The following is a 15427-nucleotide window of genomic DNA, read 5'->3' as shown; positions in this document are numbered from 1 at the left end:
CTCCGTCGGAAAGACAGAACTACCCACTGTGAAAACGCAGGGACAGGGCCGAAACGGCCGGTCAGCCCTGCTTATTCGCACATAAAACGCGGCCCCCCGCAAATCGTTCCGATCAGGAGGGGCGCTTGACCCGCAACGCCGCAAGCAGCCCCGCCATGTCGTCGGGCACGGCGGAGTTGAAGCGCATTTGCGCCGCCGTCACGGGATGCACAAAACCCAAGGTTTCCGCATGGAGCGCCTGCCGCCCGAAGGCCGCGACGACCGCCGCGCCCGGATGATCCTTGGGCAAGCGCCGCGCGCCGCCATAGGTCGGGTCCCCGATCAGGCCGTGACCCGCATGCGCCATATGCACCCGGATCTGGTGGGTCCGCCCCGTTTCCAGCCAGCATTCGATCAGGGCCGCCGTCCCGAACGGCTCGATCGTGCGGGCCCGTGTGACTGCGTGACGCCCGCTGTCCCAGAACACCGCCTGCTTCTGGCGGTCGGTGCGGTGCCGGCCCAGGCGTGTCGTGATCTTCAGGATATCGGCCTGTTCCCAGTTGATCCCCCGCGTCCCGCGCAGGCGCGGATCGCCCGCTGACGGCACGCCGTGGACGACGGCCAGGTACCGACGCTCGACACTATGCGCTTCGAACTGTGCGGCCAGCCCGTGGTGGGCCGCATCGGATTTCGCGACGACCAATAGACCGCTCGTCTCCTTGTCGATGCGGTGAACGATGCCGGGCCGTTTGGCCCCGCCCACGCCCGACAGGTTCCCACCGAAGTGATGCAGCAGCGCGTTCACCAGCGTCCCGCCGGGCGATCCGGGGGCGGGATGAACGACCATGCCGGCCGGTTTGTCGATGACGATAAGGTCCGCGTCTTCGTGCACGATGGTCAGCGGGATATCCTCGGCCCGTGTCTCGGGGTCGTCGGTCACGGGCACGCGCACTTCGATCTGCGCGCCCCATTCGACCTTGTCGCGGGCCGATGCCACGCGCCCATCGACCGTCACGCGCCCTTCTTCCAGCAGTTTGGCCATGCGGGATCTGCTTAAATGCGCCTCCGCTGGCACGTCGCGCGCGATTGCCTTATCCAGACGCGCGGGCGGATCGACCGCGATCATGAAGGTGACTTTTGTGTCGGACATGGACGAAAACCCCGGATTGCCCCCGGACCTGCGGTTTCTGAAGACGCTGGTCACGATGCTGACGGGGGTGATGATCGTCGGGCTGATAACCGTCGTCGTCCTGCTTGTCACGCGTCTGCCGGGTGCGGCCGTCACCCTGCCCGATCGACTTCAGGTTCCGAACGGCACCAGCATCGTCGCCGTCACGCAGGCCCCATCCTACTGGATCGCGACGACGACCGACGACCGCGTGCTGATCTTCGCGCCCGACGGCACCTTCCGCCGCGACATCCCCCTCGATTGAAGACGTCTCCGTTTTACGAGTATTCGGTCGCCTCACCTACAACAGCGGCGCGACCGACGGCACCAGCGACAAGACGAGAAGGCCCGCCATCGTCCAATTGAACGCCCGCAGGCGCGCGGGCGACGTCAGGAACCGGCGCATCTGCACCCCCAGCACCAACCAGCAAGAGATCGATGGCAGGTTCACGACCGTGAAGATCGCCGCCACCGGCACGACCGCCAAGGGCCCGCCAGCGGTGTAGAGCGTCACCGCCGTCAGTGCCATCGTCCAGGCCTTGGGGTTGACCCACTGGAACGCCGCCGCCTGCAGGAAGGTCATCGGCGTGCCCTCGGCCGTGGCGGCCTTGGGCGGGGCCGCATTCGCGATCTTCCACGCCAGCCAGAGAAGATAGATCACCGACAGGATCGCCAGCGCCGTCTTTGCCGCAGGAAACCGGTCGAACACCTGCGCCAGGCCAAGGCCGACCAGCACGATCATCACGCCAAAACCGAGCGAGATGCCCAGCGCATGGGGCACCGACCGCCCAACCCCGAAGTTCGCCCCCGAGGCCATTATCATCAGATTGTTCGGCCCTGGCGTGATCGAAGAGACGAAAGCAAAGGCAACCAGGCCGAGGAACAGATCGTATGTCATGCTCGCATCATCCGTCGTATTGCTGTGCATGTCCTTGCAAACATCGCTGCATCCGTGCAGATTTTGCAGTCTATGAGCAGAATCGATGATATTGACGACCGTATCTTGCGCGCGCTGAGCGGCGACGGCCGGATTACCAATCAGGCTCTGTCCGAGACGGTCGGCCTTTCGCCTTCGGCAACGCTGCGCCGGGTGCAGGCGATGGAGGCAAGCGGCCTTATCAAGGGCTACCGCGCCGTTATCGACCCGGAGCGGGCCGGCATAGGCTTCACCGCCTATATCGCCGTGGGCCTCAACGATCACACCAAGGCGGGGCAGGAAGGGTTCGAGCGGGCCATCGCCGAAGCGCCCGAGGTGCGCGAATGCCATAACATCACCGGGGCCGTCGAATACCTGCTGCGGATCGAGGCGCGCGACCTGATCGCCTACAAGCATTTCCACACAGAGGTTCTGGGCGTCCTGCCGCAGGTCGCACGGCTGACAACCTATGTCGTCATGGACAGCCCCAAGGACGAACGGGCCTAGCCCCCCGGCCCCGACATTTGCGCGACCGCATCGTGTCGGTGACACGTCACCACATGGTCGTTCACCACCCCCGCGGCCTGTAGGAAGGCATAGACCGTCGTCGGCCCGCAGAACCTGAACCCTGCTTTCTTGAGATCCTTGGACAGCCCCACCGACAGCGGGGTCTGCGCGGGCACGTCGGCCAGCGTTGCGGGCCGGTTGTGCTGCGGCGTGCCATCGACACGGTCCCAGATGAAGGCATCGAACCCCGGCCCGTCCCGCATGTCTAGAAAGGCGCGCGCATTGCCGATCGTCGCTTCGATCTTGCCCCGATGGCGAATGATCCCCGCATCGCCAAGCAGGCGCTGCACCTCCGGCGCGCCCCACCGGGCAATGATCTCCGGATCGAAATTTGCAAAGGCCGTGCGGAAATTCTCGCGTTTGCGCAGAATCGTGATCCAGCTCAGGCCCGCCTGGAATCCCTCCAGCATCAATTGTTCCCACAGGGCGCGTGGATCGCGTTGCGGCACGCCCCATTCCGTGTCGTGATAGGCGACATAAAGGGGGTCGTCGCCAACCCAGCCGCATCTCTCCATCGCTCCGCCTCCTGCTTGCGGGACCGGAATAGCAAAAATTCGCAGTGTTTTTCGCCGGCTCCGGTGACGGCAGTAGAGCGGATTTAACGAAGCGTTCAACCCGACGTGGCATCCCTTTGCCTGAAACGAAGGGGGAGCCATGTCCGATCGATCCCTGGACCACGTGACAGACGGCGACCTGATCGCCGACGCGGCCGATGCCCGCGACCGCGGTGTGCTCGACATGGCGCGGGACGCCCTTGCCCAGGATCGCGTTCTGCTGGCCTATCAACCCGTCATCGGAACCATCGGCGGGACCATCGCTTTCCACGAAGGTCTGATCCGGCTGCGCGACGAAACCGGGCGCATCATCCCGGCCGTACAGTTCATCGACGTGGTCGAAACCGCCGAACTGGGCCGGGAAATCGACTGCGCCGCCCTGCGTCTGGGGCTTGCCGCCCTTGCCCAGACGCCGGCGCTGCGGCTGTCGGTCAACATGTCCGCCCGCTCCATCGGGTACCGGCGCTGGATGCAGACCTTGCAAAAGGGCCTGCTGGCCGATGCCACGGTCGGCGAACGTCTGATCCTCGAGATTACGGAACGCTCCGCCATGCAGGTGCCCGAACTGGTCAAGACCTTCATGACCGACCTTCAGGATCGCGGGATCACCTTCGCGCTCGACGATTTCGGGGCCGGTCAGACCAGTTTCCGCTACCTCAAGGAATTCTACTTCGACATTCTCAAGATCGACGGCAGCTTCGTGCGCCAATGCGACACCGACCCCGACAATCAGTGCATCCTCAACGCGCTCATCAGCGTCGGACAGCAATTCGACATGTTCACCGTCGCCGAAGCCGTCGAGACGAAGGCCGAGGCGGAATTTCTGACGCAGGCGGGCATTGATTGCCTGCAGGGGTACTACTACGGCGCGCCCGAATTGCGACCCGGGTGGCTGCGTGATGCGGAGGCGCGCCGGAAGGCGATCGGCTGACGCAGGGCGACTGAACCCACGCAGACGGACACATAGCAGGGCACCGCGGCGCGGTCCGTCCCCACGGGGCCGCACCGAACATCGTTTGATCCCGCGCGCGCCGCACGCTAGGGCAAGGGGCATAACGCGACGGGGTATCCCGCCGGGGCACGCCGTCCCGCCCCTCGCCGCATGAAAAAGGATGCCTGCCCATGACCAACGTCGTGATCGCCTCTGCCGCCCGGACGCCGGTCGGCTCTTTCCTCGGAGCCTTCGCCAACACGCCCGCCCACGCTCTTGGCGCTGCCGTGATCGAAGAAGTCGTGGCCCGCGCCGGCGTGGACAAGACCGATGTCTCCGAAACGATCCTGGGTCAGGTGTTGACCGCCGGCCAAGGACAGAACCCCGCGCGCCAGGCGCACATCAACGCGGGTTTGCCGCAGGAATCCGCCGCCTGGGGCATCAATCAGGTCTGCGGATCGGGCCTGCGCGCCGTGGCGCTGGGCGCGCAGCACATCATGCTGGGCGACAGCCAGATCATCGTCGCCGGCGGCCAGGAAAGCATGTCGATGTCCATGCATGCCCAGGCCATCCGCCAGGGTCAGAAGATGGGCGACATGAAACTGGTCGACACCATGATCACCGACGGATTGTGGGATGCGTTCAACAACTACCACATGGGCCAGACCGCCGAGAACGTCGCCGAGAAATGGCAGATCAGCCGCGACATGCAGGATGAATTCGCCGTCGCCAGCCAGAACAAGGCGGAGGCCGCACAGAAGGCCGGCCGCTTCGCCGACGAAATCGCGGCCTTCACCGTCAAGGGCCGCAAGGGCGACACCATCGTCGACCAAGACGAATACATTCGCCACGGGGCCACGATGGACGCGATGGGCAAGCTGCGCCCCGCTTTCACCAAAGACGGCACCGTGACCGCCGCCAACGCGTCCGGCCTGAACGACGGGGCGGCCGCCACGCTGCTGATGTCTGCCGACGACGCCGCCAAGCGCGGGATCGAGCCGTTGGCCCGTATCGTCAGCTATGCGACCGCCGGTCTGGACCCGACGATCATGGGCGTCGGCCCGATCTATGCCTCGCGCAAGGCGCTGGAGAACGCCGGCTGGAAGGTCGAGGATCTTGATCTGATCGAAGCGAACGAAGCCTTCGCCGCGCAGGCCTGCGCCGTGAACAAGGATATGGGCTGGGACCCGGAAATCGTGAACGTGAACGGCGGTGCCATCGCCATCGGTCACCCCATCGGGGCGTCGGGCTGCCGCGTGCTCAATACGCTGCTCTTCGAAATGAAGCGTCGCGATGCCAAGAAGGGCCTTGCCACTTTGTGCATCGGTGGCGGCATGGGCGTCGCCCTGTGCGTCGAGCGTGACTGACCATCGGAACGGAAGCGGGCCCCGGCCCGTTTCCACTCCATGACCTCGACCGAACTTTCCTATGACCAGTTGGTCTTTTCCGGCGGCGGATTGCGCTGTTTCTGGCACGGCGGCTTCATGGAGGTCGTCGAAGCCGACCATCGCCTTCGCCCCAAGCGCGTCACCGGAAGTTCGGGCGGGGCCCTTTCCGCCGCCGTATGGATTGCCGGACGCGAAATCGCCCTGAGGGACAGGTTCGAGAAGGCGCTGACCACCGAAGAGGCCAATTTCTCGCTCGACGACGCAGACGACGATGCCGGGCGCAGTGCACATCAGCGGGTCTATGCGTCGATCGTCGAGGACGTTCTTGACGACAGTGCCACCGCGCGGATCGCCGACGGCCCCGCTTTCCAGATTAGCCTCTCGACCCCCGGAAACTGCGACGCGCCGACTCTGCGCGCCCTTGTCGGGGGCACGATCTATCAAGTGGAACAATTTCTCGCACCGACCCCGCGCCCCCGCCTCGCTAGCCTGACGGGGATGGAGCAACGCTTGATCGACGGACGACAGGCCGCCCGCGATGGCACCTTGCACGACCTTGTACGCATGGCCGCGACGGTGCCCCCCGCCTTCCGTCCCGACGATTGGAACGGGGAGCCGGTGTACGACGGCGGCATGGTCGACAAGGCGCCGATGCCCGACCCGGACGAGGGACGGACCCTGGTGCTGCTGACCAAACGCTTCAAGGTCCTGCCCGATGACGACGGGGGCCGCATCGTTTTCGTGCAACCTTCCGATGATGTTCTGCCCGGGCGAAAGCTCGATTTCACCGATCCGACACTGCCGCAATCGGCTTGGGATCAAGGCCGCGACGATGGACGTCACTGGCGGAACAAAATAACGTGAACGTCATAGAGGAGGAAACATCATGACTCGCACAGCAATCGTTACCGGCGGATCACGGGGTATCGGCGCGGCCATCGCGCAGGCCCTCAAAGAGCAGGGGTGCCAAGTCGCGGCGACCTATGCCGGCAACGACGAAAAGGCCCGCGCCTTCACCGACGAAACCGGCATCAAAACCTACAAATGGAACGTCGCCGATTACGACGCCTGCAAGGAGGGCGTCGCTCAGATCGAGGCGGACCTTGGCCCGGTGGACATCCTGGTGAACAATGCCGGTATCACGCGCGACGCGCCGTTTCACAAGATGACCCCGCAGCAGTGGCACGAGTGCATCGACACCAATCTGAACGGCGTCTTCAACATGACGCACAACGTCTGGGGCGGCATGCGAGAGCGGAAATTCGGGCGCATCGTCACCATTTCGTCCATCAACGGCCAGAAGGGTCAGTTCGCGCAGGCGAACTATGCCGCGACCAAGGCCGGTGACATCGGCTTCACCAAGGCTTTGGCGCAGGAGGGTGCGCGTGCGGGCATCACCGTCAACGTCGTCGCCCCTGGCTACATCAACACCGAAATGATGAGCACGATTCCCGAAAAGGTGATGAACGAGGTCATCTTGCCGCAAATTCCGGTCGGTCGACTGGGCGACGCATCTGAAATCGCGCGGGCCGTCGCGTTCCTCACGTCCGACGATGCGGGCTTCGTGACCGGTTCGACCATTTCGGCGAACGGCGGTCAGTACATGACCTGACGCAGACGATTTGAACCGGGGCGCACGATCAGTCCCGTCGGCATGCAAAAGGCCCGGCGTTCGCAAACGTCGGGCCTTCGGCTTTCGTCTGCTGCGGTCAGGCTGCGGCGGACCGCCGACCCGGCAAGACCTTCGGCAGGCGAAAGAAAGCGAACATCGCGCGGAAGGCTTCGGCACGCTCTTTGCGGGCACGGGCGAAAGCTTCGTCATAGGTGGTGGAGGTATGCGTCTCGAACATGGCGGATATTCCTTCGGATCAACTGTGTTGCTGTTGATCAAGAGATAGAGATGGCCGGACAACCTTACAAACTAGACTTCCCATGGTTTCGGATAAGTATTACTTAAGTGATATGTCCGATCGCCTTCCCCCGCTGACCGCCCTGCGCGCCTTCGAGGCCGCTGCCCGCCATCTGTCGTTTCAGGCCGCGGCGGGAGAATTGAACGTGACACCCGCCGCGCTGTCGTTCCAGATCAAGAGCCTGGAGGAACACCTGGGCGCGCCCCTTTTTCGCCGCTTGAACCGTCGTGTGGAACTGACCGAGGCGGGTCTTGCCCTGTCTCCGCAGGCCAGCGAAGGATTTCAAACGCTGACGGCGGGATGGCGCGCTGCCAAACGGGTGCTCGACTCCGGCATTCTGACGATCACCGCCGGACCGGCCTTCACCGCCAAGTGGCTGGCCCCGCGCCTGTTCGATTTCGCCGGCAACCACCCGGAGATCGAATTGCGCTTTGCCGCGACGCTTCGGATGCTGGATTTCGCGACCGATGACATCGACATCGCCATACGCTTCGGTCCCAGCGATCAGGACGACCCGCCTGACCTGCACCGCGCCCTGACGATCGAGGAGTGGGTGACGCCGATGATGCACCCCGACCTCGCACAGAAATACCAGACGATCGAAAGCCTGTTGGAGGCGACGATCATCTTCGACGATTCGATGAAGTTTCTTAAAAATTCCGTCAGCTGGGCCGATTGGTTCGACGCGCACGGACTTGCCACGCCGGATCTGCACGGCACCCATTTCAGTCAGGCTGACCATGCCATCGACGCCGCCCAATCGGGGGCCGGCGTGGTGCTGGGCCGCATTTCGCTGGGCGAAGCGGCGCTGCGGCAGGGCAATCTCGTGGCACCTTTCGACACGGCGCTGATCCCTCGCGCGAACTTCCGGGTGCTGTGTCCCAAGGGGGCGGAAACGCGGCCCGGCACGCGGGCCTTCCTCGATTGGTTAGGTCGGGAGGCGGGGCGGATGGAGGGGCAGCGCGACGGACGCCGGATGGTCCTTGCGGGTGGCTGACGCCTGCGGGACGACCCTAGAAAAAAGGCCCGTCGCCGGGGTTACCGGGACAGACCTTTCGAAACCGATGTGGGCGGGTCAGTGCGCGGGGGCCGCGCTCAGCTTCTCGATCTCTTGCTTGATGGCCAGCTTGCGCTTCTTGAGCTGGGTCAGCACGATGCTGTCGACGCCCGGACTGCGCGCCTCGGACTCGACCTGCTGAGAGAGGGTTTCATGTTTCTTTCGCAACTCCGACAGATGGGACGTGAGCGACATGGCATTCTCCTCTGATGGTTTGTGATCGTTCGATTGCAGCATATGACATACCCATCTGTCATCATTTTTCGAAACACGGCGGCGGATAGTTGCATCCAATTCTAGTCATCCAGCAAAAGTGCCTGTCCATCGCGCAGCATTGCTTGCGCGGCGGGCGTCTCGACATCGTTTCTGTGGCAGGGCTTGGCACCGTCGCGCAGAACCATGTGCGGTTGCAGCCGCAGGGGGGCGCGGCGGTTCTTGCGGCCCCGGACGGTCCAGCGCTGTGCCCCCCGTCCGGCCCATCAGATGACCAGCAGTGCGATCAGATCGCCCAGACGCGACGATAGTGTGACGATCGTCTCCTCATTGCCGTAAGGGTAACGCTGCCCTTCGATCCGGCGCGGCGCACCACCGCATCCAGCCATTGGGCCGATCCACCCAACCCTCCGCATCGCCGTTACCTCGGGCCATGTAAGCGGCGTCAGCGTGCCGCTCCACCCCTTCAGCGCCAGGCCGGGCCGCGGCACCCCAGGCAGTACATCGCAACCCAGAGGCCACAGCCAAGGTCAAGCACGCTGTCACCCGCCCTTGCCGGAGTGGCGACCGCAAGCAAAACCGGATCGAAGCCAGATCGGAAACCAACATGCTATTGAAGCGAAGTGAGCCGACCGCCCAAAAATTCGTCGGTCGTAATGTCGGGGCCGCTCACGCGGAAACATGGACCCCGTTGTCGCGCAACACGACCCGCGCATCTTCCAGATCGTCGTCGGCGACCATCATGCGCCGCGGCAATATGCCGATGCTTCCCTCCAACACCGAGATGTTTTCATCCAGCACGAAGCAATCTATGTCTTCGCCGTCCAGAAGGGCGCTTGCAAAGGCGATGATCGTCGGGTCGTTGGTGCGCAGCAGTTCTTTCATGGGCCAAGCTATGGGCGCCCCATGCGCCGTTGTCGAGGGACCGCCATGACCGAGGCCACGCCGATCAAACCGCACGAACGGCTGGCCGCCGCCCTGTCGTCGGATATGGAGGCGGTGGCCGCGCTCATCACGACACGGATGGCGTCGGAAAACGCGCCCCGCATCCCCGAAGTGACGGCCCATCTGGTCAGCGCGGGGGGCAAACGCGTGCGGCCCCTTCTGACCGTCGCTGCCGCCCGGCTGTGCGGCTACGACGGCGAAGATCATGTCAAACTGGCCGCCACGGTCGAATTCATCCACACCGCGACCCTGCTCCACGACGATGTGGTCGACGAGAGCAATCAGCGGCGCGGCCGGCCCACCGCGAACCTGCTGTGGGACAACCAGTCGAGCGTTCTGGTCGGGGACTACCTCTTCGCCCGCTCGTTCCAACTGATGGTGGAGACCGGATCGCTGCGCATCCTCGACATCCTGTCGGGGGCCGCCGCCACCATCGCCGAAGGCGAGGTGCTGCAACTGACGGCCGCGCGCAACATCGCCACCACCGAAGACACCTACCTCCGCGTCGTGCGCGGCAAGACCGCCGCACTGTTCCAGGCCGCCTGCGAAAGCGGCGCGGTCGTCGCCGGTGCCCCCGAGGACCACGTGAGCGCCCTGGCCGATTTCGGCGACGCCCTCGGCGTCAGTTTCCAGATCATCGACGATTGGCTCGACTACGGTGGGGCCGGCGATGCCATCGGCAAGGATCTGGGCGACGACTTCCGCGAAGGCAAGCTGACGCTGCCGGTGATCCGGGCCATCGCCAAGGGCGACGACGTGGAGTGGGCGTTCTGGAAGGACGCGCTGGAGCGGGGCAACGCGACCGATCTGGACCGCGCCCGCGCGATCCTGGCACGTCACGACACGTTGGAGGAGACGCGGGTCGAGGCGATTGCCTGGCGCGACCGGGCCAAGGCCGCGCTGCGCCGTTTGCCGCAAAGCGACCTGCGCGACATGCTGGGCGATCTGGCCGACTACGTCGTGGCCCGCGCGCTTTAGCGCAGGGTGACGCGCCGCACCCACCATCCGGACTGCGCGAGAGCCGCGGCCGCACGGTTTGCCACCGCACCGTCAGCGTAGAGGCCGAAGCATGTCGCCCCCGACCCGGACATCCGGGTCAACCCGGCCCCCGTTCCGTCGATCGCCGTAAGCACATCCGAAACACCCGGTGCCACCGCAATCGCGGCCTGCTCCAGATCGTTGCGCATCGTGGCGAGCCAACCGATCATATCCCCGGCGTCCTGCCAACGTGGCAGATCCGCCATCGGCGCGTTGTTCGGCGTCAGCAGCGCACGGAACACGTCGGATGTCGGCACCGCGAGCCCCGGATTGACCAAAACAGCCGAAAGGGGTGGGATGTCGATCCGCTCCACCACTTCGCCGATACCCCGCATCCGTGCCGCTCGCGGGTGCAGACAGACGGGCACATCGGCCCCAAGGCTCAGAACAGTTTCGATCGGCAGGGTCGCCCCGATCAGGCGCAGAACAGTCGCCGCATCCGACGATCCGCCGCCGATGCCCGCGGGGTGCGGCAACCGCTTGTCCAGCGTCACGGCGCGCGTGACACCGGCCAGACGCAGCGCCCTGACGATCAGATTGCCATCGTCAATCGGCACGCCTTCGGCGAACGGCCCGGTCACCGTCAGACCGTCGCCCGGTGCGATCGTAATCCCGTCACCGAAGTCCGCGAAGGCCACCAGCGAATCGAGCGTGTGATATCCGTCGGGCCGTCGGCCAGTCACGTGAAGCGTCAGGTTGACCTTGGCCGGCGCGATCCCCGTGCGCACGACGTCAGTCGACGGCTTCGATGGGACCGACGCCGCCCTCTTCCTCCAGCACGACATCCAGACCGACCTCCAACTTGCGGCGGATCCGGTCCTCCTGCTCCTGCGGGTCGAGCGACAGGGCGCGGCGCCATTGGAACCGCGCTTCGCGCTTGCGGTCCACAGCCCAGAGAACGTCGCCCAGATGGTCGTTGATCAGCGGGTCCAGCGGCGTCAGCATCACCGCCCGCTCCATCGGCTCGACCGCCTCCTCGTAGCGGCCCAGTCGGTAGAGCACCCAGGCCAAGCTATCGGCGATGAACCCGTCGTTGGGCCGCGCCTCCACCGCCTGTTCGATCATGTCGAGCGCCTCGTCCAGTTTGATCCGCTGCTCCACCAGACCGTAGCCGAGATAATTGAGCACGTTCGGATTGCCGGGGTTCAACTCCAGCGCGCGGCGGAAATCCCGCTCCGCGCCCGGCCAGTCGTCCAACCGCTCGCGGGCGATGCCACGGGCATAGAACAGCAGCCAATTGCGCTCCGTCACCTCGGCCAGCATTTCGATCGCGCGGTCATAGGCGCTGGCCGACTCGTCGAAGCGGTCCAGCCGGCGCAGCGCATCGGCCAGCGCCGCCCAGACCTCCACCTTGTCGCCGTCGCTGTCGGTGAGCGAGCGCAGCGCCTGCACAGCCGCGTCGTCGTCGTTCGTCGCCAGCAGGATATCGGCGCGCGCGATCTCCGCCTCATAGAAGGCGGGGTCTTCCGATGGCACGGCGTCAAGAACCATCGCGGCCAGATCCAGCTGATCCTGTTGCTCCAGAAGCTGTGCGATAAGGACCAGCGCCTCCACGTGGTCGGGTCGCAGCGCGCTTGCCGCCCGCGCGTTGAGCAACGTGAACGTGGCCGAGGAATCCCCGGCCAGAAGGGCCGCGAAGATGAAATAGGCTTCGGCCATCCCGTCCTGCGGCGTGCGGATCAGGTCGAAGGGCACATCGTCGTCCCCCTGCAATCGCGCCTGCATGTCGCGCAGCAGCGCGGAACTGGTCGCGTCATTGGCCTTGGTGACAAGCTCCAGTGCATCGTCGCGCCGACCCAGTTGCGCCATGACCTGCCCATGGGCCGCAATGCCGCGTGCCGTCGCATTCAACAGACCGTCACCGGATCGGCCCGACATGATCTCGTCGGCCTGTTCCATGTCGCCGGTCATCGCCAGCAGATACGCCTTGTGGCGCAGGCCGAAGGGGGTGAACGCCTCCTGGTCGGCCAAGGCATCGAACGCGGCGAGGGCCCCTTCGATGTCGCCCTCCTCGGCCAGGATCCAACCGTCCAGCAGGCCATCAAGCAACGGGCCGGCGATGCCGCCATCATCCAGCAGGTCGCGGGCCGTCGCCAGATCGCCGTCGCGCAGGGCGACGACCATCCGCGCACTGGCAGCGAACTGACTGGGCTGACCGTCTTGAGTAAGAATATCCGCTACGTCGACGGCGCTGTCGAAGTCGCCCAGTACGGAATAGATGATGAGCGCGTTTTCAAGGATTTGCGGCGTCGTTTCGCCCTGTTCGACCAGATCGGCATAGCTTGCGCCGGCCGCCTCGTAATCGTTGTTGAAGCCCGCGATCCGCGCGGAAAGATACGGCCCGGCAAGACCCTGCGACAGGGCAGGAAGCGGGGCCAGACACGTGGCGGCAAGCAGCAGGGAACGGAACATGGGAAACCTCTGGCATCGGGGCTCTGTGACCCGCGTTTCGCTCACGCTAGGCGGCGTGGGGACAGGATGCAACGAATCCGGCGTCGCAGGACCGGTCTGCCGCCGGGTCCGTTCCGCCCGAGGTTGAAAAATCCCCGCATCCGTCTGGATTGCAGGGATTCGTTCCAGACGGTGCGGTGCGATCACATGTTCGGGTAATTCGGCCCATCGCCGCCCTGCGGTGTCGTCCAGACGATGTTCTGGGACGGGTCCTTGATGTCGCAAGTCTTGCAGTGGACGCAATTCTGGAAGTTGATCTGGAATTTCGCCGCGTCGCCTTCGCCCACGAATTCGTAAACGCCGGCCGGGCAATATCGCGCCGAAGGGCCGGCATATTTCGGCAGGTTTATCGCGACCGGGACACTCGCGTCCTTCAGTTTCAGGTGCGCGGGCTGGCTTTCCTCGTGGTTGGTGAAGCTGAAGGCGACGTTGGTCAGCCGGTCGAACGACAATTTGCCGTCAGGCTTGGGATAGACGATTTCCTGATGCTTCGACGCCTCCTCGGTCGAGTCTGCGTCGTTCTTGCCGTGTGCCACGTTCAGCGGCGACCAGCCGGTCAGATTCTGCAGCCACATGTCCGCGCCGCCCACCGTCAGCGACGCGGTCAGCCCGTACTTGGACCACAGCGGCTTGACGTTGCGCACGCGCTTGAGGTCCTTGCCGATGGCCCCCTCGCGCACTTCGGTGTCATAGCCGTCCAGCACATCGCCCGCGCGCCCGGCCTGAATGGCCTCGTGCGCGGCCTCGGCGGCCGCTTTGCCCGACAGCATCGCGTTGTGGTTGCCCTTGATGCGCGGGACGTTGACCATGCCGGCGGCACAGCCCAGCAGGACGCCGCCCGGAAACGCCGTCTTGGGCAGCGACTGATACCCGCCTTCTGTGATCGCGCGGGCCCCGTAGGCGACGCGCTTGCCACCCTTCAGAAGCTCGGCGACCATCGGGTGGTGCTTGAATTTCTGGAACTCCATGTACGGGAAAACATAGGGGTTCTTGTAGTTCAGGTGCACGACGAAGCCGACATAGACCTGATTGTTATCCAGATGATAGATGAACGACCCGCCGCCCGCGTTCTTGCCCAGCGGCCAGCCCATCGTGTGCACGACCTTGCCGGGCGTGTGCTTGTCGGGGTCGATTTCCCAGATTTCCTTCATGCCGAGGCCGTATTTCTGCACGTCCGCGTCCGCATCCAACTTGTGATAGGCGATCACCTGCTTGGACAGCGATCCCCGCACGCCTTCGCCCAGCATCACGTATTTGCCGTGCAACTCCATCCCCGGCTCGTACCCCGGCCCTTCGGTCCCGTCGGCGTTGCGCCCGAATTCACCGGCGACGACGCCTTTCACACGGTCGCCGTCCCAGACGATTTCGGAACAGGCCATGCCGGGGAATATCTCGACGCCCAATTCCTCGGCCTGTTCGGCCATCCAGCGGCAGACGTTGCCCATCGACACGACGTAGTTGCCGTGGTTTGACATGAGCGGCGGCATCACGGCGTTGGGAACGCGCACCTTGCCCTCTTCGCCCAGAACGAAGAACGCATCCGATGTGACCGGAACATTCAGGGGTGCCCCCTTCTTCTTCCAGTCGGGGATCAGCGCGTTCAGGCCGCAGGGGTCCAGCACCGCCCCCGACAGGATATGCGCCCCGACTTCCGAGCCTTTTTCCAACACAACGACCTGCAGATCGGCATCCAGCTGCTTGAGCCGGATCGCCGCCGAAAGGCCCGCGGGCCCCGCGCCCACGATGACGACATCGTATTCCATCGCTTCGCGTGTCGGTGCATCGGACATGGTGGTCTCCCTCGTCGAATTTATCAATCTCGATATGCGGTCCGGCACCCCACAGGTCAACGGCGGCGCAACATCGTGTCGCAACGTCCTGCCGCGTCACGTCACCCCGCTTGTGTCTTCAGACCCAAAATACCCCCTGCCGGAGGGTCCCGCAGTTCCAACCCGGTGAATCGTTCCCTATAGAAGCGCGACACCCGACGGGAGAGACGCCATGAAACCGATCCGCATCCTCTGGCTCCTGCTCTGCATGGCGGGGGTAATCCTGCCGATGCGCTACTTCATTCCGTGGTTGCAGGCGAACGATTGGGACATCGGCGCGATGATCGATGCCTGGCACGTCAACGACGCGTCATCGGGGTTGGTCTGGGATCTGACGGTGGCCGCCGTGACCTTGACGGTCTGGATCGTCTATGAGGCCGTGAAAACCCGCAACTGGCTGGGCCTGATCGCAATTCCCGCGACTTATCTCGTGGGCGTCTCGCTTGGCCTGCCGCTCTATCTGTTCTTGCGGAGCCGCTGA

Annotated in this window: 19 protein-coding genes; 9 read left to right on the top strand and 10 right to left on the bottom strand. The window is 64.6% G+C overall.

The window, feature by feature from the left end; all coding sequences use genetic code 11:
* Positions 1-112: 112 nt before the first annotated feature.
* Positions 113-1129, bottom strand: a complete 1017-nt coding sequence (locus JDO7802_RS03060) for an RluA family pseudouridine synthase (RefSeq protein WP_055082452.1) — start codon at positions 1127-1129, stop codon at positions 113-115.
* Between JDO7802_RS03060 and JDO7802_RS03055 the strand changes: the two genes are divergently transcribed.
* The gene (locus tag JDO7802_RS03055; protein WP_055082450.1) at positions 1128-1412 is read left to right on the top strand and encodes a DUF6476 family protein; all 285 of its coding nucleotides are present in this window, start codon (positions 1128-1130) and stop codon (positions 1410-1412) included. The two genes, JDO7802_RS03060 and JDO7802_RS03055, sit on opposite strands and share 2 nt — an antisense overlap.
* Positions 1413-1448: 36 nt before the next feature.
* Here the strand turns inward: JDO7802_RS03055 and JDO7802_RS03050 are convergent, their stop codons facing one another.
* Positions 1449-2045, bottom strand: a complete 597-nt coding sequence (locus tag JDO7802_RS03050; protein WP_055083006.1) for a LysE family translocator — start codon at positions 2043-2045, stop codon at positions 1449-1451.
* Positions 2046-2117: 72 nt separating this feature from the next.
* Here JDO7802_RS03050 and JDO7802_RS03045 point away from each other — a divergent pair, with 72 nt between their 5' ends.
* Positions 2118-2570: an Lrp/AsnC family transcriptional regulator gene (locus JDO7802_RS03045; RefSeq protein WP_055082448.1), complete on the top strand. Its 453-nt coding sequence runs from the start codon at positions 2118-2120 to the stop codon at positions 2568-2570.
* On the opposite strand, the gene JDO7802_RS03040 is transcribed toward JDO7802_RS03045, so the two are convergent.
* The gene (locus JDO7802_RS03040; protein ID WP_055082446.1) at positions 2567-3145 is read right to left on the bottom strand and encodes a DNA-3-methyladenine glycosylase I; all 579 of its coding nucleotides are present in this window, start codon (positions 3143-3145) and stop codon (positions 2567-2569) included. The two genes, JDO7802_RS03045 and JDO7802_RS03040, sit on opposite strands and share 4 nt — an antisense overlap.
* Positions 3146-3284: 139 nt before the next feature.
* Between JDO7802_RS03040 and JDO7802_RS03035 the strand changes: the two genes are divergently transcribed.
* From JDO7802_RS03035 to phbB, 4 genes are all read left to right on the top strand, one after another.
* The gene (locus tag JDO7802_RS03035; RefSeq protein ID WP_055082445.1) at positions 3285-4115 is read left to right on the top strand and encodes an EAL domain-containing protein; all 831 of its coding nucleotides are present in this window, start codon (positions 3285-3287) and stop codon (positions 4113-4115) included.
* A 191-nt stretch (positions 4116-4306) separates the two neighbouring features.
* Positions 4307-5482, top strand: coding sequence for an acetyl-CoA C-acetyltransferase (locus JDO7802_RS03030; protein WP_055082443.1), 1176 nt, complete (start codon positions 4307-4309; stop codon positions 5480-5482).
* Positions 5483-5521: 39 nt separating this feature from the next.
* The gene (locus JDO7802_RS03025; RefSeq protein WP_055082441.1) at positions 5522-6367 is read left to right on the top strand and encodes a patatin-like phospholipase family protein; all 846 of its coding nucleotides are present in this window, start codon (positions 5522-5524) and stop codon (positions 6365-6367) included.
* A 22-nt stretch (positions 6368-6389) separates the two neighbouring features.
* On the top strand, positions 6390-7115 hold the full coding sequence (phbB, locus tag JDO7802_RS03020) for an acetoacetyl-CoA reductase (RefSeq protein ID WP_055082439.1): 726 nt from the start codon (positions 6390-6392) through the stop codon (positions 7113-7115).
* A 97-nt stretch (positions 7116-7212) separates the two neighbouring features.
* Here the strand turns inward: phbB and JDO7802_RS18160 are convergent, their stop codons facing one another.
* On the bottom strand, positions 7213-7353 hold the full coding sequence (locus JDO7802_RS18160) for a hypothetical protein (protein WP_187298083.1): 141 nt from the start codon (positions 7351-7353) through the stop codon (positions 7213-7215).
* A 112-nt stretch (positions 7354-7465) separates the two neighbouring features.
* Between JDO7802_RS18160 and gcvA the strand changes: the two genes are divergently transcribed.
* A complete protein-coding gene (gene gcvA, locus JDO7802_RS03015; RefSeq protein WP_055082436.1) occupies positions 7466-8410 on the top strand; it encodes a transcriptional regulator GcvA in 945 nt (314 codons plus the stop codon).
* Positions 8411-8488: 78 nt separating this feature from the next.
* Here the strand turns inward: gcvA and JDO7802_RS17570 are convergent, their stop codons facing one another.
* The 3 genes from JDO7802_RS17570 to JDO7802_RS03010 form a co-directional block, all read right to left on the bottom strand.
* Positions 8489-8665, bottom strand: coding sequence for a YdcH family protein (locus JDO7802_RS17570; RefSeq protein ID WP_083480984.1), 177 nt, complete (start codon positions 8663-8665; stop codon positions 8489-8491).
* Positions 8666-8949: 284 nt separating this feature from the next.
* Complete coding sequence (locus JDO7802_RS18665) at positions 8950-9072, bottom strand: hypothetical protein (RefSeq protein WP_275934845.1); 123 nt, start codon at positions 9070-9072, stop codon at positions 8950-8952.
* Between the two features lie 280 nt (positions 9073-9352).
* Positions 9353-9568: a putative signal transducing protein gene (locus JDO7802_RS03010; protein ID WP_055082434.1), complete on the bottom strand. Its 216-nt coding sequence runs from the start codon at positions 9566-9568 to the stop codon at positions 9353-9355.
* 45 nt (positions 9569-9613) lie between these two features.
* On the opposite strand from JDO7802_RS03010, the gene JDO7802_RS03005 reads away from it, so the two are divergent.
* Positions 9614-10606, top strand: a complete 993-nt coding sequence (locus JDO7802_RS03005) for a polyprenyl synthetase family protein (RefSeq protein ID WP_055082432.1) — start codon at positions 9614-9616, stop codon at positions 10604-10606.
* On the opposite strand, the gene JDO7802_RS03000 is transcribed toward JDO7802_RS03005, so the two are convergent.
* From JDO7802_RS03000 to JDO7802_RS02990, 3 genes are all read right to left on the bottom strand, one after another.
* Positions 10603-11394 (bottom strand): 4-(cytidine 5'-diphospho)-2-C-methyl-D-erythritol kinase, encoded by a 792-nt coding sequence (locus tag JDO7802_RS03000; RefSeq protein WP_055082430.1) that lies wholly within the window; start codon positions 11392-11394, stop codon positions 10603-10605. The genes JDO7802_RS03005 and JDO7802_RS03000 overlap by 4 nt on opposite strands.
* Positions 11395-11398: 4 nt before the next feature.
* A complete protein-coding gene (locus JDO7802_RS02995) occupies positions 11399-13078 on the bottom strand; it encodes a tetratricopeptide repeat protein (protein WP_055082427.1) in 1680 nt (559 codons plus the stop codon).
* 182 nt (positions 13079-13260) lie between these two features.
* Entirely contained in the window at positions 13261-14907 is a 1647-nt protein-coding gene (locus tag JDO7802_RS02990) for an electron transfer flavoprotein-ubiquinone oxidoreductase (RefSeq protein ID WP_055082425.1), read from the bottom strand.
* Between the two features lie 211 nt (positions 14908-15118).
* On the opposite strand from JDO7802_RS02990, the gene JDO7802_RS02985 reads away from it, so the two are divergent.
* The gene (locus tag JDO7802_RS02985; protein ID WP_055082423.1) at positions 15119-15427 is read left to right on the top strand and encodes a DUF2834 domain-containing protein; all 309 of its coding nucleotides are present in this window, start codon (positions 15119-15121) and stop codon (positions 15425-15427) included.

It is taken from the genome of Jannaschia donghaensis (assembly GCF_001403795.1).
Taxonomy (GTDB): domain Bacteria; phylum Pseudomonadota; class Alphaproteobacteria; order Rhodobacterales; family Rhodobacteraceae; genus Jannaschia; species Jannaschia donghaensis.
The sequence above is the reverse complement of the archived record's forward strand: the minus strand, read 5'-3'. Positions and strand labels throughout refer to the sequence as shown.